This is a genomic window from Arthrobacter sp. GW460-12-1-14-TSB2 (genome assembly GCF_059423525.1).
This window is the reverse complement of sequence record NZ_JBWKYC010000003.1, coordinates 159555-181876: the sequence shown is the minus strand read 5'-3', so window position 1 is coordinate 181876 and position 22322 is coordinate 159555. Positions and strand designations below refer to the sequence as shown.

Below are 22322 nucleotides of genomic sequence, written 5' to 3'. Positions count from 1 at the left end.
AATGGCAGTAGGATCCAAGGAACTTGCATCCGCGCAGCTGGACGGTTTCGACAACGAGCGTCTCGTTGAAGAACTCCGCAAGGCTAAGGAAGAGCTGTTCAACCTGCGTTTCCAGTCCGCCACCGGTCAGCTGGAGAACCACGGTCGTCTGCGCGCGGTAAAGAAGGACATCGCCCGCATCTACACCGTTCTCCGTGAGCGCGAGCTGGGCATTCGTGCCGAGGTTGCCGCACCGGTTGTGGAAGCCAAGGAAGAAAAGAAGTCCAAGAAGGCTGCAACCAAGAAGGCTGACAAGGCTGAAACGGTTGAGACCGAGGAGGACGCCAAGTGAGTGAAAAGGACGAGAACGTGACGGAAACTGTTTCCGACGCAGCCAAGGCTGACGAGCGCGGTTACCGTAAGACGAAGCGCGGCTACGTCGTCTCGGACAAGATGGAAAAGACCATCGTTGTCCAGGTCGAAGACCGCGTGAAGCACGCCCTCTACGGCAAGGTCATCCGCCGCAACGCCAAGATCAAGGCACACGACGAAGAGAACAGCGCCGGCATCGGCGACCTCGTGCTCCTCGCCGAGACCCGGCCGCTCTCCGCTACCAAGCGGTGGCGTCTGGTCGAGATCCTCGAGAAGGCCAAGTAACACCTGCAGAAATGCAAGAAACCCCCGTTCCCTTTATGGGAGCGGGGGTTTCGCCGTGTGCGGGCCTGCCTGCGCCGGCGCCCGGGCTGTGATATGGGGATTCGCCCAAAACGTGCTAAGATTTTGAGTTTGTATGGCGCCGTTCGTGCGCCGTCATCAACCTCGTAAACAATCGTGCCACGGCATAGTGCCCCCTTGCGCCCCGATCCGTCGGAATCGCCTGGGAAGCAAATGTTTTTGGCACGGGAGTTTAGGCCTGGTCTGGCAAAATCCAGGCAGGTCAAGAGACACCCCGATCAACCGTTCCGCAAGGCTCATTCCGTAGGAAGATTTTCGGTCTGAGAACCAGCGCGACGCAAGGAGTAAATAGTGATTCAGCAGGAGTCGCGACTCAAGGTCGCCGACAACACGGGTGCTAAGGAAATCCTTACCATTCGCGTTCTCGGTGGATCTGGCCGTCGCTACGCAGGCATTGGCGACGTCATCGTCGCTACCGTCAAGGACGCAATTCCGGGCGGCAACGTAAAGAAGGGCGATGTCGTCAAGGCTGTCATCGTCCGTACCAAGAAGGAACGCCGCCGTGCGGATGGTTCCTACATCAAGTTTGACGAGAACGCAGCTGTGATCCTGAAGAACGACGGTGACCCCCGCGGTACCCGTATCTTCGGACCGGTTGGTCGTGAACTTCGTGACAAGAAGTTCATGAAGATCGTTTCTCTGGCTCCGGAGGTGCTCTAGTCCATGGCTAAGATCAAAAAGGGTGACCTCGTTCAGGTCATCACTGGCGCCAAGGCTGAGCGCGGCGGCGACAAGGGCAAGCAGGGCAAGGTTCTGCGCGTATTCCCGGATACCAACCGCGTGTTGGTTGAAGGCATTAACCGCGTAACCAAGCACACCAAGGTCGGTCAGTCGCAGCGCGGCACCAAGACCGGTGGCATCGAGGTCGTTGAGGCTTCCATCCACATCTCCAACGTGGCCCTGGTTGACCCCTCCACCAAGAAGCCCACTCGCGTCGGTTTCCGTACCGAGACCGTTGAGCGCAACGGCAAGCAGCGTGAAGTGCGCGTACGCGTGGCCAAGAGCTCCGGGAAGGACATCTAATGACTGAGACTCTCGAGACTCCGGCAAGCAAGATCGTTCCTCGTCTGAAGACCAAGTACGCGGATTCCATCAAGAGCACGCTCATCGAGGAATTCAAGTACGAAAACGTCAACCAGGTTCCCCGTCTGGTCAAGGTCGTTGTGAACATGGGTGTTGGAGATGCCGCCAAGGACTCCAAGCTGATCGACGGCGCTGTCCGCGATCTCACCCTGATCACCGGTCAGAAGCCGCAGGTAACCAAGGCCCGCAAGTCGATCGCACAGTTCAAGCTGCGCGAAGGCATGCCCATCGGTGCACACGCAACTCTGCGTGGAGACCGCATGTGGGAATTCCTGGACCGTCTGGTAACGCTGGCACTGCCGCGTATCCGTGACTTCCGGGGCCTCAGCGGCAAGCAGTTTGATGGCAACGGCAACTACACCTTCGGTCTGACCGAGCAGGTTATGTTCCACGAGATCGACCAGGATTCCATCGACCGCGTTCGCGGTATGGACATCACCGTCGTGACCACTGCCAAGACCGACGACGAAGGCCGCGCGCTGCTCAAGGCGCTTGGTTTCCCGTTCAAGACCGAAGCTTAATCTAGCTACATAGAAGGTCCGGCCTTGCCGCGTCCCCACGGGGATGGCAGGGCGGAAACCGTTATGAGGAAGGGCAAGAGCCCAACATGACCATGACAGATCCCGTCGCAGACATGCTTACGCGTCTGCGCAACGCAAACTCGGCATACCACGACACCGTGACTATGCCGTACAGCAAGCTCAAGGCACGCGTTGCCGACATCCTGAAGGCTGAAGGTTACATCGCCTCCTGGAAAGAAGAAGACGCTGAGGTTGGCAAGAAGCTGACCCTCGAGCTCAAGTTCGGTCCGAACCGCGAGCGTTCAATCGCTGGCGTTCGTCGTATTTCCAAGCCGGGACTCCGTGTTTACGCGAAGTCCACCAACCTGCCGCACGTGCTCGGTGGCCTGGGTGTCGCAATCCTGTCCACCTCTTCCGGCCTCTTGACTGACAAGCAGGCCGGCAAGAAGGGCGTGGGCGGCGAAGTCCTCGCTTACGTCTGGTAACGGGAAAGGAAGAGAATAATGTCACGTATTGGACGTCTCCCCATCACCGTTCCTGCCGGCGTTGAGGTCAAGGTTGACGGCTCTGTCGTCAGCGTCAAGGGTTCCAAAGGCGAGCTGAGCCACACTGTGGCCAGCCCGATCGAGGTCACCCTGGAAGATGGCACCCTGACTGTCGCCCGCCCGAACGACGAGCGCGCCTCACGTTCGCTGCACGGCCTGACCCGCACCCTGATCGCCAACATGATCCAGGGTGTCACCGCAGGCTACGAGAAGAAGCTTGAGATTGTCGGTACCGGTTACCGCGTCCAGGCCAAGGGTTCTGACCTGGAGTTCGCTCTGGGCTACAGCCACCCGGTCAACGTCTCGGCACCGAACGGCATCACCTTTGCAGTAGAGACCCCGACCAAGCTCTCTGTTTCAGGTATCTCCAAGCAGCAGGTCGGCGAGGTTGCTGCCAACATTCGCAAGCTGCGGAAGCCGGACCCCTATAAGGGCAAGGGCATCCGCTACGCCGGCGAAGTCATCCGCCGCAAGGTCGGAAAGGCTGGTAAGTAACCATGGCCATCTCAATTAACAAGAAGCGTACGAACAAGAGCAAGTCTGCCCAGCGCAGCCGCCGCCAGCTTCGTATCCGCAAGCGCATCTCCGGTACGGCTGTACGCCCGCGTCTGGTCGTCAACCGTTCCGCACGCCACGTATTCGTCCAGGTTGTCGATGACAGCAAGGGCCTGACCGTAGCGAGCGCGTCCACTCTGGAAGCCGACCTTCGTGCATTCGACGGTGACAAGACCGCCAAGGCCAAGCGCGTTGGCGAGCTCGTCGCCGAGCGTGCCAAGGCTGCCGGTATCGAAGCAGTTGTCTTCGACCGCGGTGGTAACAAGTACCACGGCCGGATCGCCGCCGTCGCTGACGGCGCACGTGAAGGTGGGCTGTCACTGTGACCGAAAATAACGAAAAGGACATTCAGGTGACTGAAGCTGTAGCTGCTCCGGCAACTGAGACCGCTGCGCCTGCTACCACTGACGACCGCCGTGGTGGCGCTCGTCGTGGCGAGCGTGGCGACCGCGGCCAGGGCCGTGGCGACCGTGGTGGCCGTGGTGGCCGCGATGGTGGCCGCGAAGCCGAAAAGAGCCAGTTCGTAGAGCGCGTTGTAACCATCAACCGCGTTTCCAAGGTCGTCAAGGGTGGTCGTCGCTTCAGCTTCACCGCACTCGTCGTCGTCGGTGACGGCAACGGTATGGTCGGCGTCGGCTACGGCAAGGCCAAGGAAGTTCCCGCCGCCATCGCGAAGGGCGTTGAAGAGGCCAAGAAGTCCTTCTTCCGCGTTCCCCGCATCGGCAGCACCATCCCGCACCGCGTTCAGGGTGAAGCCGCTGCAGGCGTCGTTATGCTGCGTCCGGCTTCCGCCGGTACCGGTGTTATCGCCGGTGGTCCGGTCCGTGCAGTACTGGAGTGCGTGGGCATCCACGACATCCTCTCCAAGTCGCTCGGTTCCTCCAACGCCATCAACATCGTTCACGCGACCGTTGATGCACTGAAGCGCCTCGAAGAGCCGGCAGCAGTGGCAGCACGCCGCGGCCTCCCGCTCGACGAGATCGCTCCGGCCGCAATGGTGAAGGCACTCATGAACCAGAAGGCAGGTGTCTGAGTCGTGGCTAAGAACCTGATTCCCTCCGACACTCAGTTGGAGATCACTCAGATCAAGTCCGCCATTGGCGGCAAGCAGAACCAACGCGACACCCTTCGGTCCCTCGGCCTGAAGCGGATCGGACACACCGTTGTCCGCACCGCCGATGCCGTGACCGTCGGAATGCTCAACACGGTTCCGCACCTGGTAAAGGTAGAGGAGGCGAAGTAAATGGCAGAGAAGAACACCGCCGAAAAGGCACAGGGCGCCGCTGCTGAGAAGCAGAACGCACTGAAGGTTCACCACCTGCGTCCCGCCCCGGGTGCCAAGACCGCCAAGACCCGTGTTGGTCGTGGTGAAGGTTCCAAGGGTAAGACCGCTGGTCGCGGTACCAAGGGTACGAAGGCCCGCTACCAGATCAAGGCTGGCTTTGCCGGCGGCCAGCTGCCGCTGCACATGCGCCTGCCGAAGCTGCGCGGCTTCAAGAACCCGTTCCGGGTTGAGTTCCAGGTTGTAAACCTGGACAAGCTCAACGAGCTGTTCCCGGAAGGTGGCGCAGTCACCGTGGAGAACCTGGTCGAAAAGGGTGCCGTTCGCAAGAACCAGCCCGTCAAGGTGCTGGGCACCGGCGACATCACCGTCAAGGTTGACGTCACCGCCCACGCATTCTCGGCCAGCGCCGCAGAAAAGATTGCAGCAGCAGGCGGAAGCACCACCGCCCTCTAACAAGAGGCGGCGGAGCATACGCCCGTTGTAGGAACTCCCGGTACCCGGGGCTTCGGCCCTGCGTACCGGGAGTTTTTTCTCATTTGGACCCTCACCGATTATTCGCACGGCGCATCAACCCGTTAGACTCGGTTGTTGGGTTTATTGACCTATCTCACACGACTTTATTTACACATCAGGAGGACGCTTGCTTAGCGCATTTGGCCGGGCCTTTCGCACGCCTGATCTGCGACGCAAGTTGTTGTTCACGCTGGGAATCATCACAATCTTCCGCTTGGGTGCCTTCATCCCCTCGCCTGGTGTGAACTACCAGAATGTCCAGCAATGCTTGCAGAGCGGTCAGACCTCGGGCGGGATCTACCAGCTCGTCAATCTGTTTAGCGGCGGTGCGTTGCTACAGGTGTCCATCTTCGCCCTGGGCATCATGCCGTACATCACGGCGAGCATCATCGTCCAGCTGCTGCGCGTGGTCATTCCCCGCTTCCAGGAGCTGTACGAAGAGGGCGCGTCGGGGCAGTCCAAGCTGACGCAGTACACGCGTTACCTGACCATCGCACTGGGCCTGCTGAACGCCACGACGCTGGTGTCGCTGGCACGTTCCGGCCAGTTGCTGCCCAACTGCCAGTTGGACATCATCCCGGATGCGAGCGTCATCACCACGATCCTGATCATCATCACCTTGACGGCCGGCACCGGCCTGATCATGTGGATGGGCGAGCTCGTCACGGAGAAGGGCGTGGGCAACGGCATGTCGCTGCTCATCTTCACCTCGATCGCTGCCAGCTTCCCGACCTCCCTTGGTGCCATCTGGACCTCACAGGGTCCGGGTACCTTCTTCATGGTCCTGGCCATCGGCCTGCTGACCGTGGCCCTGGTGGTCTTCGTGGAGCAGTCCCAGCGCCGCATTCCGGTGCAGTACGCCAAGCGAATGATCGGCCGGCGCACTGTGGGCGGCACGAGCACGTACATCCCCATCAAGGTGAACATGGCCGGCGTCGTGCCTGTCATCTTTGCATCCTCGATGCTGTACCTGCCGGGCCTGATCTCACAGTTCAACCAGCCCAAGCAGGGCGAACAGATGGCACCGTGGGTTGAGTGGATCAACAACAACCTCACCCGTGGTGACCACCCCATCTACATGGCACTTTATTTCGCCATGATTGTTTTCTTCACCTACTTCTATGTCGCAATCACTTTCAATCCTGAAGAGGTTTCCGACAACATGAAGAAGTACGGCGGCTTCATCCCGGGTATCCGGGCCGGTAAGCCGACGGCGGACTATCTGCAGTACGTCCTTTCCAGGATCACCCTGCCCGGCGCCCTCTACCTGGGCTTCGTGGCATTGATCCCGCTGGTCGCCTTGGTCCTGATCAATGCCAACCAGAACTTCCCGTTCGGTGGAACCTCGATCCTGATCATGGTGGGCGTGGGCCTGGAAACGGTCAAGCAGATTGACGCGCAGCTACAACAACGTCACTACGAAGGGCTTTTGCGATGACGAGAATGCTGATTATCGGACCTCCGGGTTCAGGCAAGGGAACGCAGGCGGATCGGATCTCCGAGCGCCTCGGCGTCGTTGCGATCTCCACCGGCGATATCTTCCGCGCCAACGTCAAGGGTGAGACGCCGCTGGGCGTCGAGGCCAAAAAGTACATGGATGCCGGCGATTTCGTGCCGGACAGCGTCACCAACAAGATGGTGCGCGACCGCCTGAGCGAGGACGACGTCGACGGCGGCTTCCTCCTGGACGGTTACCCGCGCACCACCGCGCAGGTGGACTACCTCGATGAGATCCTCGCCAACGGTGAGCAGAAGCTGGACGTCGTCCTGCAGCTGACCGCCGATGACGAGGAACTGGTGCACCGCCTCCTGGGCCGCGCCAAGGAGACCGGCCGGAGCGACGACAATGAAGCCGTCATCCGCCACCGTCTGGACCTCTACCACGAGCAGACTGAAGCCGTTGTGGCCAAGTATGCCGAGCGCGGCATCCTGACCCAGGTTGACGGCATCGGCGGCATCGACGAGGTCACCGACCGCGTCATGCAGGCCATCAAGGCAGCACAGGCAGCCTGATCCGGGATTTGCCGGAGGTCCGCGGCTGACTGCAGATCCGGCTTGCCTCCAGTGCCTTGAAGGGCGCGTCCCGTACCATCGAGTACGGGACGCGCCCTTCCTCGTTTGGAGGGGTGATTTGGGGGTTGGCGCCGCGGGCCGGTGACGCCGTCAGGCACCCAGGACCGGAGCCGGATATCACCGGACGCATTGTCTGTGGGGAGATATTGCATGAACCAGACCCTTCCGGGGGCGGCGAAAATCGCCGGCCTCGAAGTCTATGTGCCGCCAGGCCGGCTGGGCACCGCGCAGCTGGAGCAGCAGCTCGCTGCCGCCAGCCCCGGTTTCCGCGTCCCGAAGGGCCTGATCGGCCGGCTGACCGGAATCCGCACAAGATCTGTGATGGCAGCGACCGAGCAGGCCTCCGACCTAGCGGCAGTAGCCGCTGCGAAACTGCTGGCGGCCCGCGGACTCCAGCCCGCCGACGTCGACCTCCTCCTGTTTGCGTCGGCCAGCCAGGACATGGTGGAACCGGCCACCGGGCACATGGTGGCCGCAAAACTTGGCATGGGCTGCCCGGTGATGGACATTAAGAACGCCTGCAACAGCCTGCTCAACGGCCTGGAAGTAGCCGATGCCCTGATCGGCTCCGGACGTTACCGGCGCGTGCTCCTGGTCAGCGGGGAGTCGCCATCCAGGGCCGTTCGGTGGTCCGTCCCGGACCAGGAGACTTTCGCCGCGGCCTTCCCGGGTTACACCATGAGCGACGCCGGCTGCGCGCTGCTGCTGGAACCGGCAGACCCCGACGACGAGGGCGCGTCCCGGGTGCTGGGCACGGGGTTCGCCGCGAAGAGCAGCCACTGGGCCGTGGGAACGCTCGGCACCGGCGGCTCCGTCGCACCGAGGGACCTCGAAGCGACCTATTTCAACATGGACGGCGAAAAGCTCAAAGATGCCTTCCTGGACCTGGGGCGGGGAGTCCTGGACGAGACCCTGGAGAAGCTGGGCCTGGCATGGACGGACTTCGCAGTGGTGTGCGTCCACCAGGTGAGTGCGCCGTACCGGGACATCTTCGCCCGAGGGGCAGGCGTGCCGCCGGACAAGCTCGTCAGGACCGTGGAGGAGTACGGCAACATGGCCTCGGTCAGCCTGCCCATGCAGCTGAAGCTGGCACAGGACCTGGGCCGGTGCGGACCTGGCGACCTGGTGGCGCTGGTGGGTCTGGCCGGCGGCGTGAGCCTGGGCATCGCCGTGGTGCGGCTGTGAGGGGACCGCAGACCGGCCGGGTTCCAGATCGGGTGCCCGCAGGCCAACCCCCGGTGCCCGGAAACGAAACCCCGGTGCGGGCGCTGTGTGTCGCGATGCCGGCACTCAACGAGGAAAAGCTGATCGGCCAGTCACTGCAGGCGCTAGCGGCCCAGCTTCACAAAGACTTCACGCTCGTGGTGGTGGATAACGGGTCCACGGACGCCACCAGGTCAATCGTGGCCGACTTTGCCCGGCTACACCCGGCCATGGATATCCGCCTGGTCCATGAGCCGCAGAAGGGAACCGGCGCCGCCGCGGACACCGGCATGCGTTTCGGCGCCCTGAATGGTGCCCGGTGGCTGGCGCGTACCGACTCGGACTGCCTCCCGGCCGCTGACTGGACACTGCGCATCATGGAAGCGTTCGACGACGGCCTGGAGATGATTGCCGGCCAGCTGAACCCGCGGCTGGATGAAGGCCTGGCCCGGAACAGCCGCTGGCTGATGCTCCTGGCCGTCGAGGTCGCGTCGTTCTTCGGCCGCATCCGCCCGGGAAACAAGGGGGAGGGCTACCTTGGCCCCTACCAGATGCTGCCCGGGTGCAACATGGCCATCACCGCCGAGCTGTATCTGCGCTCGGGCGGTTTCCCGCGGACCAGCATCGAGGAGATGCACGAGGACCGTGCGCTTTCCAACCGGGTCCGCAGGCTCACGCGCTCCTATGCCCTCCGGCGCAACGTGGTGGTGTTCGGCTCCTCCCGCCGGGTTCAGGCCTGGGGCCTGCCCAACACCCTCGCCTGGTACGCGGACCACCGGTTCCGCCCGGACCACGTGGACATCCGATGAGTGGTGTTTCGGAACGCGCGATGACCGAAAGGTCGTCCGCCGCCGGCGCCCTGGCCGCGTGGGAGCGGCGGCTCCACGTCGGCGCCCATCCTGTGGCCTACCCGCTGATCCGCGGGCTGGGGAAGCTCCGGCCCGTTGTTCGGCTGCCCGGACTGGGGGTACTCGTCAGCGACGCCTCCCTGGTCAGGGAAGTGCTGATGGACGCCGGCTACTCGAAGTCCGGCGCCAGGGCCTCCGGCGCGCTGTGGACCCCGGTGGTGGGTCCCCGTGCGCTGTTGAACATGCACGGGGAAGAGCACCTTGAACTGCGGCGCCGCCTCAACGGCCTGTTTACGCCCAGGGCCGTTGAAGCCATCGTCTCTCCGGCGGGCGAGCGGCTGCGCGAGCGGCTGGCTGCAGGGCTGGAGCATGGCGGCTCGGTGGAGTTCGTCGGGCTGGTCAAGGAACTGTCCGGGGGAGTGATCAGCAGGCTGCTGGGCGTCCCGGACGATGCGCCCGGCCGCCTCCCGGACAGCGACCTCTTCACCCTGGGCACCTCCATCACCTCGCTGGTGCGGTTGGGACGGCCACGGCTGACGCCGGCTCAGGTCGCACAGGCGAAGGCCGCCGTCGAAATTCTGGCCGGACCCGTACGGAGCGCCTACCGCAGCGACGACCCCTCCACTTTTCCGGGCCGCCTCCGAGTCCTGGGACTCGGGGAGGACGAAGCGGTGGGTATTGTCAGTGCCTTTGTGATCGCCGGGACCGAAACCCTGGTGTCCTACGTTCCGCGGCTCGCCGCCATGCTGTTCGACGACGGCAGGCTGCCCGCGCTGGCAGCCGACCGCAGCGGCCTCCCGGACGCCGTCAACGAGGGCCTGCGGTACACGGCGCCGTCGCCGATGATGCTGCGTGAGGCCACAACGGCCGGGCGGCTGGGCGGAGTCCGGATCAGCCCGGGGGACCGGATCCTGCTGTCGACGGTGCACGCCGTCAAGAGCCTGGGCGCTTTCGACCCGGCAACGCCGATCCCGCCGGCGGCCCGCCAGCTGTGGTTCGGGGCGGGAGCCCACTTCTGCATCGGTATGCCGCTGGCGATGGCCGAAATCAACTGCGCATTGACCATGCTGCTGGACGAGTACGCCCGCGGTGCGTGGCGCATCCGCTCGCGGGCCGTCAGCCGGAACGTGCTCATTCCGCACTACAAGTCCCTGGAGCTGACCCGTGCGAACTGACCTGCCGGATGACCTCATCGCCGCGGTATACGACGCCGCCGCCAAGTACCCGGACCACCCGGCCATCACCGCACCCGGCAAACGCAGCGGAAAGCCGGGGAAGACCATCAGCTACCGGGACCTTGCCGCCGGGATTGAATCCACCGCGGAGGGCCTGCGGCGCGAGGGATTCGGTCCGGGGGAGCGCCTGCTGTTTTCCGTGCGGCCGGGGCCGGCGGCGTTCACGCTTGCCTTGGCTGCCGTCCGGGCCGGCGGGGCCATCGTGTTCATCGATCCCGGGGTTGGTCCCGAACTTTTCCGGAACAGGACGGCGCTCGCATCGCCGCGGTGGGCTGCCTCCGAATCGCTGCTTTATGCGCTCAGCGCGCCCGGGCCGCAGCGGCGCCTTGCCCGGCGGCGCGGCCTGCTGCTTCCGGACTACGCAGCGATGAAGGTCCGGCACTTCCACTCCGGTCCCTGGCTTCCCGGGGTCCCGTTCACGTCCACCAACATCCGTGCCCTGTCCCGAAATGCTTCCCGTAACAGTAAGTACGACGGCGGCGTCCGCAGCGGCGCTGCTCGATACGGCGGCGCTGCTCAATACGGCGGCGCTGACGACGGCGGCAGGCCGGACGGTCTCCCGCCGGTTGAAGCCGCGCCGGGGCAGGAAGCGGTCATCATTTTCACGTCCGGCACCACCGGGAAGCCCAAGGGCGTGGTGCACAGCCGCGGGACCCTGGCGGCCGGCTTTGGCCAGCTGAGCACACGCTGCACGTTCGCGGCCGGTGACCGCATCCACTCGGAACAGCTGATGATGGGCTTGCCGGCCCTGATCGCCGGTGCCCACTGGACCATGCCGTCGTACGGGTTGTCCGCCACCATCGATCCGCTGCGGTTTGCGGCCGAGCTGGGCTCCTCGCCCGGGCATAAGGCGGCATCCCACGTGTTCCTGGTGCCTGCGCAGCTGGCGCCGATCCTTGACGCCGTGGAATCAGGACAGCTGGTGTGGCCGGAAACCCTGAAAACGGTGATGCTGGGTGCCGCGCCCGTGCTGGCCCCGTTCCTGGCGCGGGCTGCCGGACTCCTGCCCGGAGTGCGCTTCCATTGCATCTACGGGATGACCGAAGTCCTGCCCATCGCGATCGCGGAAGGGCACGAGAAACTGGACTTCGCGTCCGGACGCACCGCGGAATTCCGGACCGCGGACGGCTCCGGCGAGGGCGACTACCTCGGCGGCCCGCTTCCGGGAGTGCGCTTCCGGGTGGCTGAGGACCATGAGCTGATCGTCTCCGGGCCCAACATGTGCCTGGGTTACCTCGGCGAGGACACCATGGACGAGCACGCCACCGGCGACCTCGTGCGCGTGGACCACGGCCCGGCCGGCTCGTCCGGTACGCCGAGGCTCGTCCTGCTGGGGCGCAAGAAGGACATGATCATCCGCGGCAAGACCAACATCTACCCGGGCCTGTACGAGCCGGTGATTGCCGGCATCGACGGCGTGGCCCAGGCCGCGATGATCGGCGTCCCTGACCGCATCGGCGACGAAGCGGTGTGGCTCGCCGTCGAACCGCACCAGGGACAGGATCAGGCGGCGCTGCTGCGGACCCTCCACCGCGAACTTCCCCGGCTCATCGACGAATCGGCCCTGCCCGACCGGATTGAGGTCATGCCCAGGCTGCCGGCGTCCGGCCGGCACCGCAAGCCGGACCGCGTGGCCCTGCGGGCGTTGTTCGCGGACCGCCCGCCGGAAGCGAGCCCGCCGGAAGGCACCCCGCCGCGAGCCCGGCCCTCGGGAGGGACGCCATGAGGATCGCCGTGACCGGGGCCAGCGGTTTCGTCGGCGGAGCCGTTGCCGAAGCTGCCGAGGAACGCGGCTGGGAGGTGGTCCGCTACGGCCGGCGCCGGCTCCCCGGCGTAACGGTGTGGGACCTCAGCGCGGGGCCGCTGTCCAACCCGCCGGAAGTGGACGCCGTCGTGCATTCCGGAGCGCACGTGGCGGACTGGGGGCCGCCGCAGCTGTTCCACCGCGTCAATGTACACGGGACCGAGGCCGTTGCGGCTACTTTTCCCCGTGCGCGGCTGGTCCACATTTCCAGTTCCAGCGTCTATCCGTGGTGGCAGCCGTGCGTCGACCGGCCGGAGGACCCGGTGGCGGGCCGGTACCTGAACGCGTACGCCAGTTCAAAGGCCCTTGCGGAGGCAGCGGCAGCGAGGCACGGCAATGCGCTGATCCTCCGGCCGCACGGCGTCTACGGCCCGGGCGACCGGACCCTCCTGCCCCGCCTCATGAGCAACGTGAACAATAACAGGTTGCTCAGCGTCGGAGGTCCCGATGTCTTGCACCAGCTGACATCCATCGGCAACCTGGCCCGGGCAGCGCTCGCCGCCTGCACCTCGGACGCCACCGGTCCCGTCAACGTGGCAGACCACCGGCCCGTGGCCCTGGGCGGAGTCCTGCGGGAAGTGCTGGACGCCACTGGCCGGTCCGACGTCGAACTCGGCTTTATCCCCATGCGCGCGGCGATGACGATTGCGGCGTCGCTCGAGGCGATGGCCGGCGTGACACGCAGGCCGCCGCGGCTGACGCGCTATGCCGTCAGCCAGCTCGGCTTCGAGCGTACCTACTGCACACGCCGCCTGCGGGACGAGCTGGGAGTGGACCCTGTCCCGAGCAGCTTCGCAAGTGCGGGAGAATGGATCAGAGACATGGGATGAACGCATCCCGCCAGCGAGACGAAGCACTGAGGTATAAATGGCATTCGGACAGCCCCGGATTGAATACAAGACCAACGCCCAAATGCGCATCATGCATGAGGCCGGCCTGGTCCTGAGCCGCGCGCTGGATGCCGCCGTGGCCGCCGCAGTCCCCGGTGCCACCACGGCCCAGCTGGACGCGGTATTCCGCGCAGTCCTGGACGAGGCGGGCGCCAAGTCCAACTTCCTCGGCTACCACGGGTTCCCGGCCACCATCTGCACCTCGGTCAACGAGGAAGTAGTCCACGGCATCCCGGGCAGCCGCGTGCTGAACGACGGCGACATCATCTCGATCGACGGCGGCGCCATTGTGGACGGCTGGCACTCCGACTCCGCCCGCACCGTGATTGTCGGGACCCCGGACCCGGAAGACGTCCGGTTGTCCGAAGTCACCGAGGAAGCCATGTGGCGTGGCATTGCCGCACTGGCCACCGGAAAGTTCGTGGGCGATATCGGGAACGCGGTGGACGACTACGTCTCTTCCGTCCCCGGCAAGCCGCTGGGCATCCTGGAGGACTACGTGGGCCACGGCATCGGGTCCGAAATGCACATGGCGCCTGACGTATTGAACTACCGCACCAGCCACCGCGGCCCCAAGATCCGCCCGGGACTGTGCCTTGCCATTGAGCCCATGCTGGTCCGCGGCAGCATTGAGACCGCCGTGCTCGAGGACGACTGGACCGTAGTCACCACCGACGGCAAGCGCTCCTGCCAGTGGGAGCACTCCGTCGCCGTGCATGAAAAGGGCATCTGGGTTCTTTCCGCGCCCGACGGCGGTGCGGAGCGGCTTGCGCCGCTGGGCGTGGTTCCGGTCCCGATCCCGTAGGCCCCCGGCACACGGCGACGCGACCGCAGCGACGCGGAAATTCACCAGCGACGCGCAAATTACCCTGCGACGGGCGAATTCACCAGCGACGCGCAAATTTCCCTGCGACGCAGAAGATCCCTGGCGCACCCGGAATTTCGGGTGCGCCAGGGATTTTGCGTATCGCAGGACTTTTTGCGCGTCGAGACCGCATGTCCGGAAAGGTGCGTCAGTTCTTGAGCTTGGGCTTGACGTCCTTGGTGTAGATGCCCTCCAGCGTGGACTTCAGGGCGGTCATGGTGGCCTTCACGTCACCCTGCTGGGTGAGGATCTTCGCCGCGGCCTTGGCCATCTCCTGGTCCGCGCCCGGCAGGAACACCCGTGCATTGTCCTGGACCTTGGTGGCCGCGAGCTGGTCCATGGCCGTCTTGATCTGCGGGGTCTTGGCCAGCACCGAGGTCATGTCGGCGGAGATCCGGGTGGGCATGTAGCCGGTGGCCGCTGAGAATTCCGCAGTGTTTTCCGGCTCGGTCATGAACTTCAGGAACGTGCCTGCCGCCAGCTGCACTTCCTTGCTCACGCCGCTGGGGATGCCCAGGCCTGCGCCGCCCGTGGGGCACACACCGCTTTCCACCTTGGGGCCGCCCGGCAAGAAGCCGACGCCCACGTTGAACTTGGCGGACTTCAGCACACCAAGCAGTGAACCGGTGGAGGAGATGGTGGAGGACGTGATCCCGGCGGCAAAGTCGTCCGCCGCCTCCTTCGAGGAGACTCCGGCCCAGCCGTCCTTGTAGATGGAGTCCTGGGCCCACTGCAGTGCCTCGACGGATTCCGCCGAGTCGCAGTTGATGGTCCACTCATTGGACCAGCTGCCGCCCCAGCCCCAGAGGTTGTTCTGCAGGGTCCAGCCCGCGTAGCCCGCCAGTGCCGGGTAGATGTAGGCGTACTGCGCGCCCGAGCTGGCCTTCAGCTTCGGGGCCCATTCGGCGAACTCCTGCCAGGTCTTGGGCGCGCGGTCAGGCAGGCCGGCAACCTTGAAGTGGTCCTTGTTGTAGTAGAAAAGCGGCGTGGAACGGCCGTAGGGGAGGGCCCACTGCTTGTCGTCGTACTGGTAGTCCGCCACGAGGGACTTCTGGAAATCGTCCACCTTGATGTCCAGCTGCTTGACCAGGCCGTCCAGCGGGATGATATTGCCATTGGTGAAGTAGCGGAACCACCAGACGTCCGAAAGCACCACAACGCCGGGCAGTGCCTCCTTGGCCGCCTGTGAGGTCTGGAACTTCTGGGCGATTTCCTCATAGTTGGCGCCCGCCGTCACCAGGTTCACCTTGATGTCCGGGAACTTGGCGTGGAATTTCGCGATGATGGACTTCTCCACGTCCTGGGACTTACCCGGGTGGCTGGTCCAGAAGTCGATCGAGGCGGCGGGCTTCACTCCGCTGAAGTCGATTTCGGCGGCTTCGCTCGCGGGGGTTGTTCCGCCGGTGGACGGGCCGCCGCAGGCTGCCAGCGCAGCGGCGCCGGCTCCTGCACCGGCAAGCCCCAGGAAATGCCTGCGGTCAAGATTCATACCCATTGTGGATCCTCTCAAGGTGATTGCTCATGCTGACTCGTTGTACGGGTTGGATGACAGGTGGTGCGGTGAAAGCTGTTGTTGACCGCCAAAGGGATGCGGCCCTGGCGGGGGATGCGCCGGGGACTGCGGCCCTAGCCGGTGACGCTGCCCTGGGTAAGGCCGGCCACGATGTAGCGCTGGAGTGCCGCGAACACCACCAGGATGGGGACGATCACCAGCACCGCGCCCGCCATGAGGATGCCCCAGCCGGAACCGTTGCCCTCGGAGTTCTGCAGCAGCGTGAGGCCCACGGGCAGGGTCATGGTTTCCGGGCGGTCCGTGATGATGAGCGGCCAGATGTAGTCGTTCCACTCGCTGACGACGGTGACCAGGGCAACCGTGGCGATTGAGGGGACGGACACCGGCACCACGATCCGCCAGAGCCGCCGCCAGTGGCCGGCGCCGTCGATCTCCGCGGACTCCAGGATGGAGGCCGGCAACGTCATGAAATGCTGCCGCAGCAGGAAGGTGCCGAAGGCGGTTCCCAGGCCCGGCAGGATGATGCCCCAGAGGGTGTTCTTTCCACCCATCCCGGCGATGAGGATGTAGTTCGGCAGGATGGACACCTGCGGCGGAACCATCAGCGCCACGAGGATCAGCACGAAGATGGCGTTCTTGAACGGGAATCGAACGAACACCAGGGCATACGCCGTGAGGATGGCCAGCAGCACCTTGATGGTTGCACCCACCAGCGTGACGATGGTGCTGTTCAGGAAGAACTGCGCGAACGGCACCGTGGTCATGGCGATGTTGTAATTCTCCAGGTTCACGCTCTCCGGGAGGATCTTCAGGTCCATGGTGATGATCTCGCCGGGCTGCTTGAACGAACTCAGGATCATCCAGAGCAGCGGCAGGAACACCACCAGCGTGGCCAGGATCAGCGGAATATAACCGCCGGCAATCGTTTGGACAATGTTGGCGCGGGAGAATGGCCGGTGCGTGCTCATGAGTAGTGCACCTTCCGTTCGACGAACCGCAGCTGCAGCACGGTGATGATCAGCAGGATGGCGAAGAGCACCACCGAGATGGAGGCCGAATACCCGGCCCGGTTGAACGCGCCGAACGCCTGGAGGTAGGCCTCGTAGATCAGCGTGCTGGTGCCGTTGCCCAGGGGCGTCATGATCCTGATCAGGTCGAACGCCTGCAGCGAGCTGAGCATGGTGGTGATCAGCAGGAAGAACGTGGTGGGGGAGAGCAACGGGACGGACATGCTCAGGAAACGCCGGAACCCGTTGGCGCCGTCCAGGGAAGCGGCCTCCATCACGTCCTGCGGCAACGACTGGAGCCCGGCGAGGTACACCACCGCGCAGTATCCCAGGTTCTTCCAGACGTACACGATGATCACCATGACCAGCGACAGCTGCGGATCGTTGATCCATTGCGGGCTTTGCTGGCCCAGTCCCCGGAGCACCCAGGCGAGGACGCCGTACCCGGGGTCGAAGATGAACAGCCACACCAGGCCCACGCCCACGCCGCTGAGCACATACGGGGCAAACACTGCGGAACGGGCAAAGGTGGTGCCGCGGACCTTGGAGTTCAGAGCCAACGCAATCAGCAGCCCCAGCACCATCGATCCGCCCACGGTGACGAGGGTGAAGACAGCGGTGGTCCCGAGCACCTTGGCGGCATCGGCACTGGTGAAGAAGGTGACGTAGTTGTCCAGCCCCACCACGGTGGCCGACGCCGATCCCAGCGTCCAGTCCAGCGTGGAGTAGTAGATGTTGTTGATGAGCGGGAGGTACGTGAAGACCCCGATCAGCACAAGGTTGGGCAGTGCGAGGGCCAGGAAAACGAAGAAGTCCCGGCGGGTCCTGCCGGACCATTTCGGCCGGCGCCGCAGGGCCGGACCGGCTTCCGCGACGGCGGCGGGCCGGTCAGTCAGTTGTCGTGTCATTCGGTCTCTAACGGATCCGGGCCCGCGGATGGCAGGCCAATGGGCGTGGGGGGTAGCTTCACTTCACCACAAGGTTGGTGGGCAGAATCCCGCACTAGCCCTCGTCAGAGGATTGTTAGTCAAGGCTTCCTTGCCCGTTAACGCCGTGTTGCTGGCAGTATTGCATAACGTTTGTTTTGGAGGCCGGAGTTGCTCCCGCGGGTCGCCGAACTTTTGGGAGCGGACACTCGCTTCCGCGCAGGCGCACAATGGAGCCATGGGAGCAATTACCGATGTCCCCGGAATCCGGGTCGGCCACACGCAGAAAATCACCTCATTAGAGGCGTCCGACGGCGTCGCGTCCGACGCCGGCTGGCTCACCGGGGTGACCGTGGTGCTACCGCCGCCCGGCACCGTGGGTTCCGTTGACGTCCGCGGCGGAGGCCCGGGCACCCATGAGACGGATTCCCTGGACCCCACCACACTCTCGCAGCGCGTGGACGCCGTGGTGCTCACCGGCGGCAGCGCCTACGGGCTGGTGGCCGCGCACGGTGCCAAGCGCTGGTGCGAGGAAGACGGCCGCGGCTTGCCGGTGCCGGGCGGACTCGTGCCGATCGTTCCGGCCGCCGCCATCTTCGACCTCGGCCGCGGCGGTGACTTCACCGCCCGCCCTGACGAGGAGATGGGCTACGCGGCAACTGCCGCCGCTGCCGCCCAAAAGGACGGTCACGACGTCGAACGCGGCAACGTGGGGGCCGGCACCGGAGCCGTCCTCGGGCGGGGGAAATACAAAGGGGGAGTGGGCACAGCGTCCATCACCTTGGACAACGGGGTTGTGATCGGCGCGATCGCCGTGGTCAATGCCGTGGGGTTGCCCGTGGGTGTTCGTTCGGCGGCTGGCGATTTCGACAAGGTCAATCACCCCGATGCCGAAGCTCAGCCACTCAACACAACACTCGTCGTCGTCGCTACGAATGCCGTGCTGAACAAGGCCGAGTGCAAGCGGACCGCCTCCGCCTGCCATGCCGGACTGGCCCGGGCGCTGAATCCTTCCCATACCCTCGCGGACGGCGACACCGTCTTCGCGCTGGCGACGGGCGCCGTCGAACTTGACCGCAGCACCGACGCTGCCCGGACGTTCAGCCTTATCACGCTCCAGAGCGCGGCAGCCGACGTCGTGACCGAAGCCATCCTGGACGGGGTATCCCGGGCTGAAAGCGTCACAACCCCGGCGGGGGAATTTGCTGCGTACGGCCCGGTAGTGCGCTACCATGGTCCGATTTAACATTCCTGCCAAGATGGCGTAGTGTTGTCTGTTGGTTGTCTGCCCTGTTTGTGCCCTTTTGCGGTCGGAAGGCAGAAGCCAATCAATCAAAAACGTTCGCAGTCATGTCCGGTGCCAACCGGAAGGCTGTGACAACAACAGTTAGCGGAGGGTATGGCCAAGAAGGACGGGGTCATTGAGATCGAGGGCGTTGTGACTGAGGCGCTGCCTAACGCGATGTTTCGCGTTGAGCTCACCAACAAGCACATCGTTCTGGCGCACATCTCTGGAAAAATGCGCCAGCACTACATCAGGATTCTCCCTGAGGACCGGGTAGTGGTGGAGCTGAGCCCGTACGACCTGACACGTGGTCGTATCGTCTACCGCTACAAGTAAACACTGGGCGGCCAGAGCATTAGCCGAAGGCCGGGCCAGTAGACCAACTGCAACACGCAAAGGAACGCCATGAAGGTCAAGCCGAGCGTCAAGCAGATCTGCGAAAAGTGCAAAGTGATCCGCCGTAATGGCCGGGTCATGGTGATCTGCGAGAACCCGCGCCACAAGCAGCGCCAGGGCTAATTTCCTTCACAGGAAATCCTGGGTTGCTAACCCACGCAAGTAAATAAAGGCAGCACAAGCTGAACTGGGACATAAGCTCGAAAGAGCCCGGACAGCTAACCCCCGGTCGGAGGCTGGGGCCGCACTGAAAGTGCGGGTGTACTGCCTACGACCTCCGGTTTATACAAGGAGTACCGCCACTATGGCTCGTCTCGCTGGCGTAGACATTCCCCGCGAAAAGCGGCTGGAAATTGCGCTTACTTACATCTACGGCGTGGGCAAGACCCGTGCACACGAAACCCTGGCTGCTACCGGCATCAGCGCTGACGTTCGGGTCAAGGACCTGACCGACGCACAGCTGGTTGAGCTGCGTGACTACATTGAAGGCAACTACAAGGTTGAGGGTGACCTTCGCCGCGAAGTGGCCGCTGATATCCGCCGCAAGGTTGAAATCGGCAGCTACGAAGGCCTGCGTCACCGCAAGGGCCTGCCCGTACGCGGACAGCGTACGAAGACCAACGCACGTACCCGCAAGGGTCCGAAGCGTACCGTCGCCGGCAAGAAGAAGGCTCGTTAATCCCTGAGGGATTAACGCGTCTTCCCCAATAAACTTTCTGTAGGAGAAATAATGCCCCCGAAGACTCGTGGCGCGGTTCGCAAGCCGCGTAAGAAGGACAAGAAGAATATCGCGCTGGGCCAGGCGCACATCAAGAGCACCTTTAACAACACCATCGTTTCCATCACGGATCCGAACGGTGCTGTCATCTCCTGGGCTTCCGCCGGTGAGGTTGGCTTCAAGGGCTCACGTAAGTCCACCCCGTTCGCTGCCCAGATGGCTGCCGAAGCTGCTGCAAAGCGCGCCCAGGAGCACGGCCTGAAGAAGGTTGACGTGTTCGTCAAGGGACCGGGTTCGGGCCGCGAAACCGCAATCCGCTCGCTGCAGGCCGCCGGCCTGGAGGTTGGCTCCATTCAGGACGTCACCCCCGCCGCGCACAACGGCTGCCGCCCGCCGAAGCGCCGCCGCGTCTAAGACGTATTCAGCAGTTGGAGCTTGCCCGGACCTTCACGGGTCCGGGCAGGCCCAGCCGCGTTAAGTCTTCAGACCGAATTTCCACCACCTGTGTTGCGTCATATAGCGGATGCTCGCCGAAAGGAAACCTAAGTGCTCATTGCACAGCGCCCCACCCTCTCTGAAGAGGTCGTCTCCGAAAACCGCTCCCGTTTCATCATTGAACCGCTGGAGCCGGGCTTTGGATACACTCTCGGAAACTCCCTCCGCCGTACCCTGCTCTCCTCCATCCCGGGCGCTGCTGTAACCAGCATCCGGATCGATGGCGTGCTGCACGAGTTCACCACGGTTCCGGGTGTCAAGGAAGATGTCACCGAGATCATCCTGAACATCAAGAACCTGTCGGTTTCCTCCGAGCACGACGAGCCGGTTGTTGCTTACCTGCGCAAGCAGGGCCCGGGAGTCGTCACCGCCGCGGACATCGCTCCGCCGGCCGGCGTCGAATTCCACAACCCGGATCTGCACATTGCCACGCTGAACTCGAAGGGCAAGTTCGAACTCGAACTGACCATCGAGCGCGGCCGCGGCTACGTTTCGGCAGCTCAGAACAAGTCCGGCGACTCCGAGATCGGCCGCATCCCGGTCGACTCGATCTACTCGCCGGTGCTGAAGGTTACTTTCCGCGTGGAAGCCACCCGTGTTGAGCAGCGCACTGACTTCGACAAGCTGATTGTCGACGTCGAGACCAAGCAGGCCATCGCCCCGCGCGATGCCGTTGCTTCCGCAGGCACCACCTTGGTGGAACTGTTCGGTCTGGCCCGCGAGCTGAACACCGCAGCTGAAGGTATCGAGATTGGCCCGTCGCCGACTGACGCTGCCCTGGCAGCCGACATGGCCCTGCCGATCGAGGATCTGGACCTCACCGTCCGTTCCTACAACTGCCTCAAGCGTGAGGGCATCCACACCGTGGGTGAACTCGTTGCCCGCTCCGAGGCTGACCTGATGGACATCCGTAACTTCGGTGCGAAGTCCATCGATGAGGTCAAGGCCAAGCTGGTTGAACTGGGCCTGTCCCTCAAGGACTCGCCTCCCGGTTTCGACCTGGCAGCTCGCGCCGCAGCCATCGAAGAGGACGACGCCGCTTTCAGCGACGACGAGCTCTAACAAGCAGATCTTGGCCGGCTGGCTGGATGCACCACGTTGTGCGCAGCCCACCGGCTTCCATATGAGGAGAAACAATTATGCCTACCCCCACTAAGGGTCCGCGCCTCGGAGGCGGCCCGGCTCACGAGCGTCTTATGCTCGCGAACCTGGCAGCAGCACTGTTCGAGCACAAGCGGATCACCACCACGGTGACCAAGGCCAAGCGCCTGAAGCCGTACGCAGAGCGCCTGGTGACTTTCGCCAAGCGCGGCGACCTCGCTTCCCGCCGTCGTGTACTCGGCCTGATCAGCAACAAGGGCGTCGTCCACGAGCTGTTCACCGACATTGCACAGGCAGTGGAGAACCGCGATGGCGGCTACACCCGCATCACCAAGATCGGCAACCGCAAGGGCGACAACGCTCCCATGGCTGTCATCGAACTGGTTCTCGAGCCGGTTTCCGCAAAGCAGGCTGTAGTGGCTGAAGCTACTGCTGCTGCCAAGCGCGATGCAGACAAGGCTGCTCCGGCTGTTGAGACTGAAGAGGCTGCTCCGGCTGCCGAAGCTGTTGAGACCGAAGCTGCTGAAGCCAAGTACGCCGGCTCGCACCCCGCCACGGCTGACAACGAAGCTCCCGAGGGCTTCCCCGTCAAGGGCAACGAGGACTCCATGAAGTTCCACGTTCCCGGCTCACGCTGGTACGACGCCACCACCGCTGAAGTATGGTTCGACTCTGCCGAGTCCGCCGCAGCAGCAGGCTTCGCGCCTGCCGGTGGCGACGCTGCGCAGGCCGTCGAAGCTGAGTAAT

29 protein-coding genes are annotated in these 22322 nt (G+C 64.0%); 26 read left to right on the top strand and 3 right to left on the bottom strand.

Features of this window, described 5'->3' with window-relative positions:
- Position 1 precedes the first annotated feature (1 nt).
- The 19 genes from rpmC to map all read left to right on the top strand — a co-directional run bounded on the left by rpmC (position 2) and on the right by map (position 14074).
- Positions 2–331: a 50S ribosomal protein L29 gene (gene rpmC, locus AC07YR_RS06505; protein WP_011692802.1), complete on the top strand. Its 330-nt coding sequence runs from the start codon at positions 2–4 to the stop codon at positions 329–331.
- Positions 328–636 carry a 30S ribosomal protein S17 gene (gene rpsQ, locus AC07YR_RS06500; protein WP_051628707.1) on the top strand — a complete coding sequence of 103 codons (309 nt, stop codon included), beginning with the start codon at positions 328–330 and terminating at the stop codon, positions 634–636. The genes rpmC and rpsQ overlap by 4 nt, the downstream gene beginning before the upstream one ends.
- Before the next feature lie 369 nt (positions 637–1005).
- Positions 1006–1374 carry a 50S ribosomal protein L14 gene (gene rplN, locus AC07YR_RS06495; protein ID WP_003803789.1) on the top strand — a complete coding sequence of 123 codons (369 nt, stop codon included), beginning with the start codon at positions 1006–1008 and terminating at the stop codon, positions 1372–1374.
- Between the two features lie 3 nt (positions 1375–1377).
- The gene (gene rplX / locus AC07YR_RS06490; protein WP_055797140.1) at positions 1378–1737 is read left to right on the top strand and encodes a 50S ribosomal protein L24; all 360 of its coding nucleotides are present in this window, start codon (positions 1378–1380) and stop codon (positions 1735–1737) included.
- A complete protein-coding gene (rplE, locus tag AC07YR_RS06485) occupies positions 1737–2318 on the top strand; it encodes a 50S ribosomal protein L5 (RefSeq protein ID WP_011692799.1) in 582 nt (193 codons plus the stop codon). The genes rplX and rplE overlap by 1 nt, the downstream gene beginning before the upstream one ends.
- An 86-nt stretch (positions 2319–2404) precedes the next feature.
- Positions 2405–2803, top strand: coding sequence for a 30S ribosomal protein S8 (rpsH, locus tag AC07YR_RS06480; RefSeq protein WP_011692798.1), 399 nt, complete (start codon positions 2405–2407; stop codon positions 2801–2803).
- A gap of 18 nt (positions 2804–2821) precedes the next feature.
- Positions 2822–3358, top strand: coding sequence for a 50S ribosomal protein L6 (gene rplF, locus AC07YR_RS06475; RefSeq protein ID WP_028269576.1), 537 nt, complete (start codon positions 2822–2824; stop codon positions 3356–3358).
- A 2-nt stretch (positions 3359–3360) separates the two neighbouring features.
- Positions 3361–3744, top strand: coding sequence for a 50S ribosomal protein L18 (gene rplR / locus AC07YR_RS06470; RefSeq protein WP_028269575.1), 384 nt, complete (start codon positions 3361–3363; stop codon positions 3742–3744).
- Positions 3745–3770: 26 nt separating this feature from the next.
- The gene (gene rpsE / locus AC07YR_RS06465; RefSeq protein WP_197024890.1) at positions 3771–4451 is read left to right on the top strand and encodes a 30S ribosomal protein S5; all 681 of its coding nucleotides are present in this window, start codon (positions 3771–3773) and stop codon (positions 4449–4451) included.
- 3 nt (positions 4452–4454) lie between these two features.
- The gene (gene rpmD / locus AC07YR_RS06460) at positions 4455–4661 is read left to right on the top strand and encodes a 50S ribosomal protein L30 (protein ID WP_028269574.1); all 207 of its coding nucleotides are present in this window, start codon (positions 4455–4457) and stop codon (positions 4659–4661) included.
- Positions 4662–5156 carry a 50S ribosomal protein L15 gene (gene rplO, locus AC07YR_RS06455; RefSeq protein WP_051628706.1) on the top strand — a complete coding sequence of 165 codons (495 nt, stop codon included), beginning with the start codon at positions 4662–4664 and terminating at the stop codon, positions 5154–5156. It begins immediately after the preceding gene.
- 187 nt (positions 5157–5343) lie between these two features.
- A complete protein-coding gene (secY, locus tag AC07YR_RS06450; RefSeq protein ID WP_028269572.1) occupies positions 5344–6654 on the top strand; it encodes a preprotein translocase subunit SecY in 1311 nt (436 codons plus the stop codon).
- Positions 6655–6659: 5 nt separating this feature from the next.
- Positions 6660–7229, top strand: a complete 570-nt coding sequence (locus AC07YR_RS06445) for an adenylate kinase (RefSeq protein WP_436059347.1) — start codon at positions 6660–6662, stop codon at positions 7227–7229.
- Between the two features lie 210 nt (positions 7230–7439).
- The gene (locus AC07YR_RS06440) at positions 7440–8474 is read left to right on the top strand and encodes a 3-oxoacyl-ACP synthase III family protein (RefSeq protein ID WP_494733480.1); all 1035 of its coding nucleotides are present in this window, start codon (positions 7440–7442) and stop codon (positions 8472–8474) included.
- 53 nt (positions 8475–8527) lie between these two features.
- The gene (locus AC07YR_RS06435) at positions 8528–9301 is read left to right on the top strand and encodes a glycosyltransferase family A protein (RefSeq protein WP_494733479.1); all 774 of its coding nucleotides are present in this window, start codon (positions 8528–8530) and stop codon (positions 9299–9301) included.
- A gap of 20 nt (positions 9302–9321) precedes the next feature.
- A complete protein-coding gene (locus AC07YR_RS06430) occupies positions 9322–10515 on the top strand; it encodes a cytochrome P450 (protein ID WP_494733478.1) in 1194 nt (397 codons plus the stop codon).
- Positions 10505–12301: a class I adenylate-forming enzyme family protein gene (locus AC07YR_RS06425; RefSeq protein WP_494733477.1), complete on the top strand. Its 1797-nt coding sequence runs from the start codon at positions 10505–10507 to the stop codon at positions 12299–12301. The genes AC07YR_RS06430 and AC07YR_RS06425 overlap by 11 nt, the downstream gene beginning before the upstream one ends.
- On the top strand, positions 12298–13209 hold the full coding sequence (locus tag AC07YR_RS06420; protein WP_494733476.1) for an NAD-dependent epimerase/dehydratase family protein: 912 nt from the start codon (positions 12298–12300) through the stop codon (positions 13207–13209). Before AC07YR_RS06425 ends, AC07YR_RS06420 begins: the two co-directional genes overlap by 4 nt.
- 37 nt (positions 13210–13246) lie before the next feature.
- The gene (gene map / locus AC07YR_RS06415; RefSeq protein WP_055797120.1) at positions 13247–14074 is read left to right on the top strand and encodes a type I methionyl aminopeptidase; all 828 of its coding nucleotides are present in this window, start codon (positions 13247–13249) and stop codon (positions 14072–14074) included.
- Between the two features lie 208 nt (positions 14075–14282).
- Here map and AC07YR_RS06410 read toward each other — a convergent pair whose 3' ends face one another.
- From AC07YR_RS06410 to AC07YR_RS06400, 3 genes are all read right to left on the bottom strand, one after another.
- Entirely contained in the window at positions 14283–15629 is a 1347-nt protein-coding gene (locus AC07YR_RS06410) for an ABC transporter substrate-binding protein (protein ID WP_494733475.1), read from the bottom strand.
- A 131-nt stretch (positions 15630–15760) separates the two neighbouring features.
- Positions 15761–16615, bottom strand: a complete 855-nt coding sequence (locus AC07YR_RS06405) for a carbohydrate ABC transporter permease (protein ID WP_055797115.1) — start codon at positions 16613–16615, stop codon at positions 15761–15763.
- Positions 16612–17562, bottom strand: coding sequence for a carbohydrate ABC transporter permease (locus tag AC07YR_RS06400; RefSeq protein WP_436058237.1), 951 nt, complete (start codon positions 17560–17562; stop codon positions 16612–16614). Before AC07YR_RS06400 ends, AC07YR_RS06405 begins: the two co-directional genes overlap by 4 nt.
- Before the next feature lie 256 nt (positions 17563–17818).
- On the opposite strand from AC07YR_RS06400, the gene AC07YR_RS06395 reads away from it, so the two are divergent.
- The 7 genes from AC07YR_RS06395 to rplQ all read left to right on the top strand — a co-directional run bounded on the left by AC07YR_RS06395 (position 17819) and on the right by rplQ (position 22321).
- Positions 17819–18826 (top strand): P1 family peptidase, encoded by a 1008-nt coding sequence (locus AC07YR_RS06395; RefSeq protein ID WP_494733474.1) that lies wholly within the window; start codon positions 17819–17821, stop codon positions 18824–18826.
- Between the two features lie 153 nt (positions 18827–18979).
- Entirely contained in the window at positions 18980–19201 is a 222-nt protein-coding gene (infA, locus tag AC07YR_RS06390; protein WP_009358723.1) for a translation initiation factor IF-1, read from the top strand.
- A gap of 69 nt (positions 19202–19270) precedes the next feature.
- Entirely contained in the window at positions 19271–19384 is a 114-nt protein-coding gene (rpmJ, locus tag AC07YR_RS06385; protein ID WP_009358722.1) for a 50S ribosomal protein L36, read from the top strand.
- A 181-nt stretch (positions 19385–19565) separates the two neighbouring features.
- On the top strand, positions 19566–19940 hold the full coding sequence (rpsM, locus tag AC07YR_RS06380; protein ID WP_003803743.1) for a 30S ribosomal protein S13: 375 nt from the start codon (positions 19566–19568) through the stop codon (positions 19938–19940).
- 51 nt (positions 19941–19991) lie between these two features.
- Positions 19992–20393, top strand: a complete 402-nt coding sequence (gene rpsK / locus AC07YR_RS06375) for a 30S ribosomal protein S11 (RefSeq protein ID WP_011692779.1) — start codon at positions 19992–19994, stop codon at positions 20391–20393.
- 132 nt (positions 20394–20525) lie between these two features.
- Complete coding sequence (locus AC07YR_RS06370; RefSeq protein WP_011692778.1) at positions 20526–21536, top strand: DNA-directed RNA polymerase subunit alpha; 1011 nt, start codon at positions 20526–20528, stop codon at positions 21534–21536.
- A 77-nt stretch (positions 21537–21613) separates the two neighbouring features.
- Positions 21614–22321, top strand: a complete 708-nt coding sequence (gene rplQ, locus AC07YR_RS06365) for a 50S ribosomal protein L17, sunset domain variant (protein ID WP_436058235.1) — start codon at positions 21614–21616, stop codon at positions 22319–22321.
- Position 22322 lies beyond the last annotated feature (1 nt).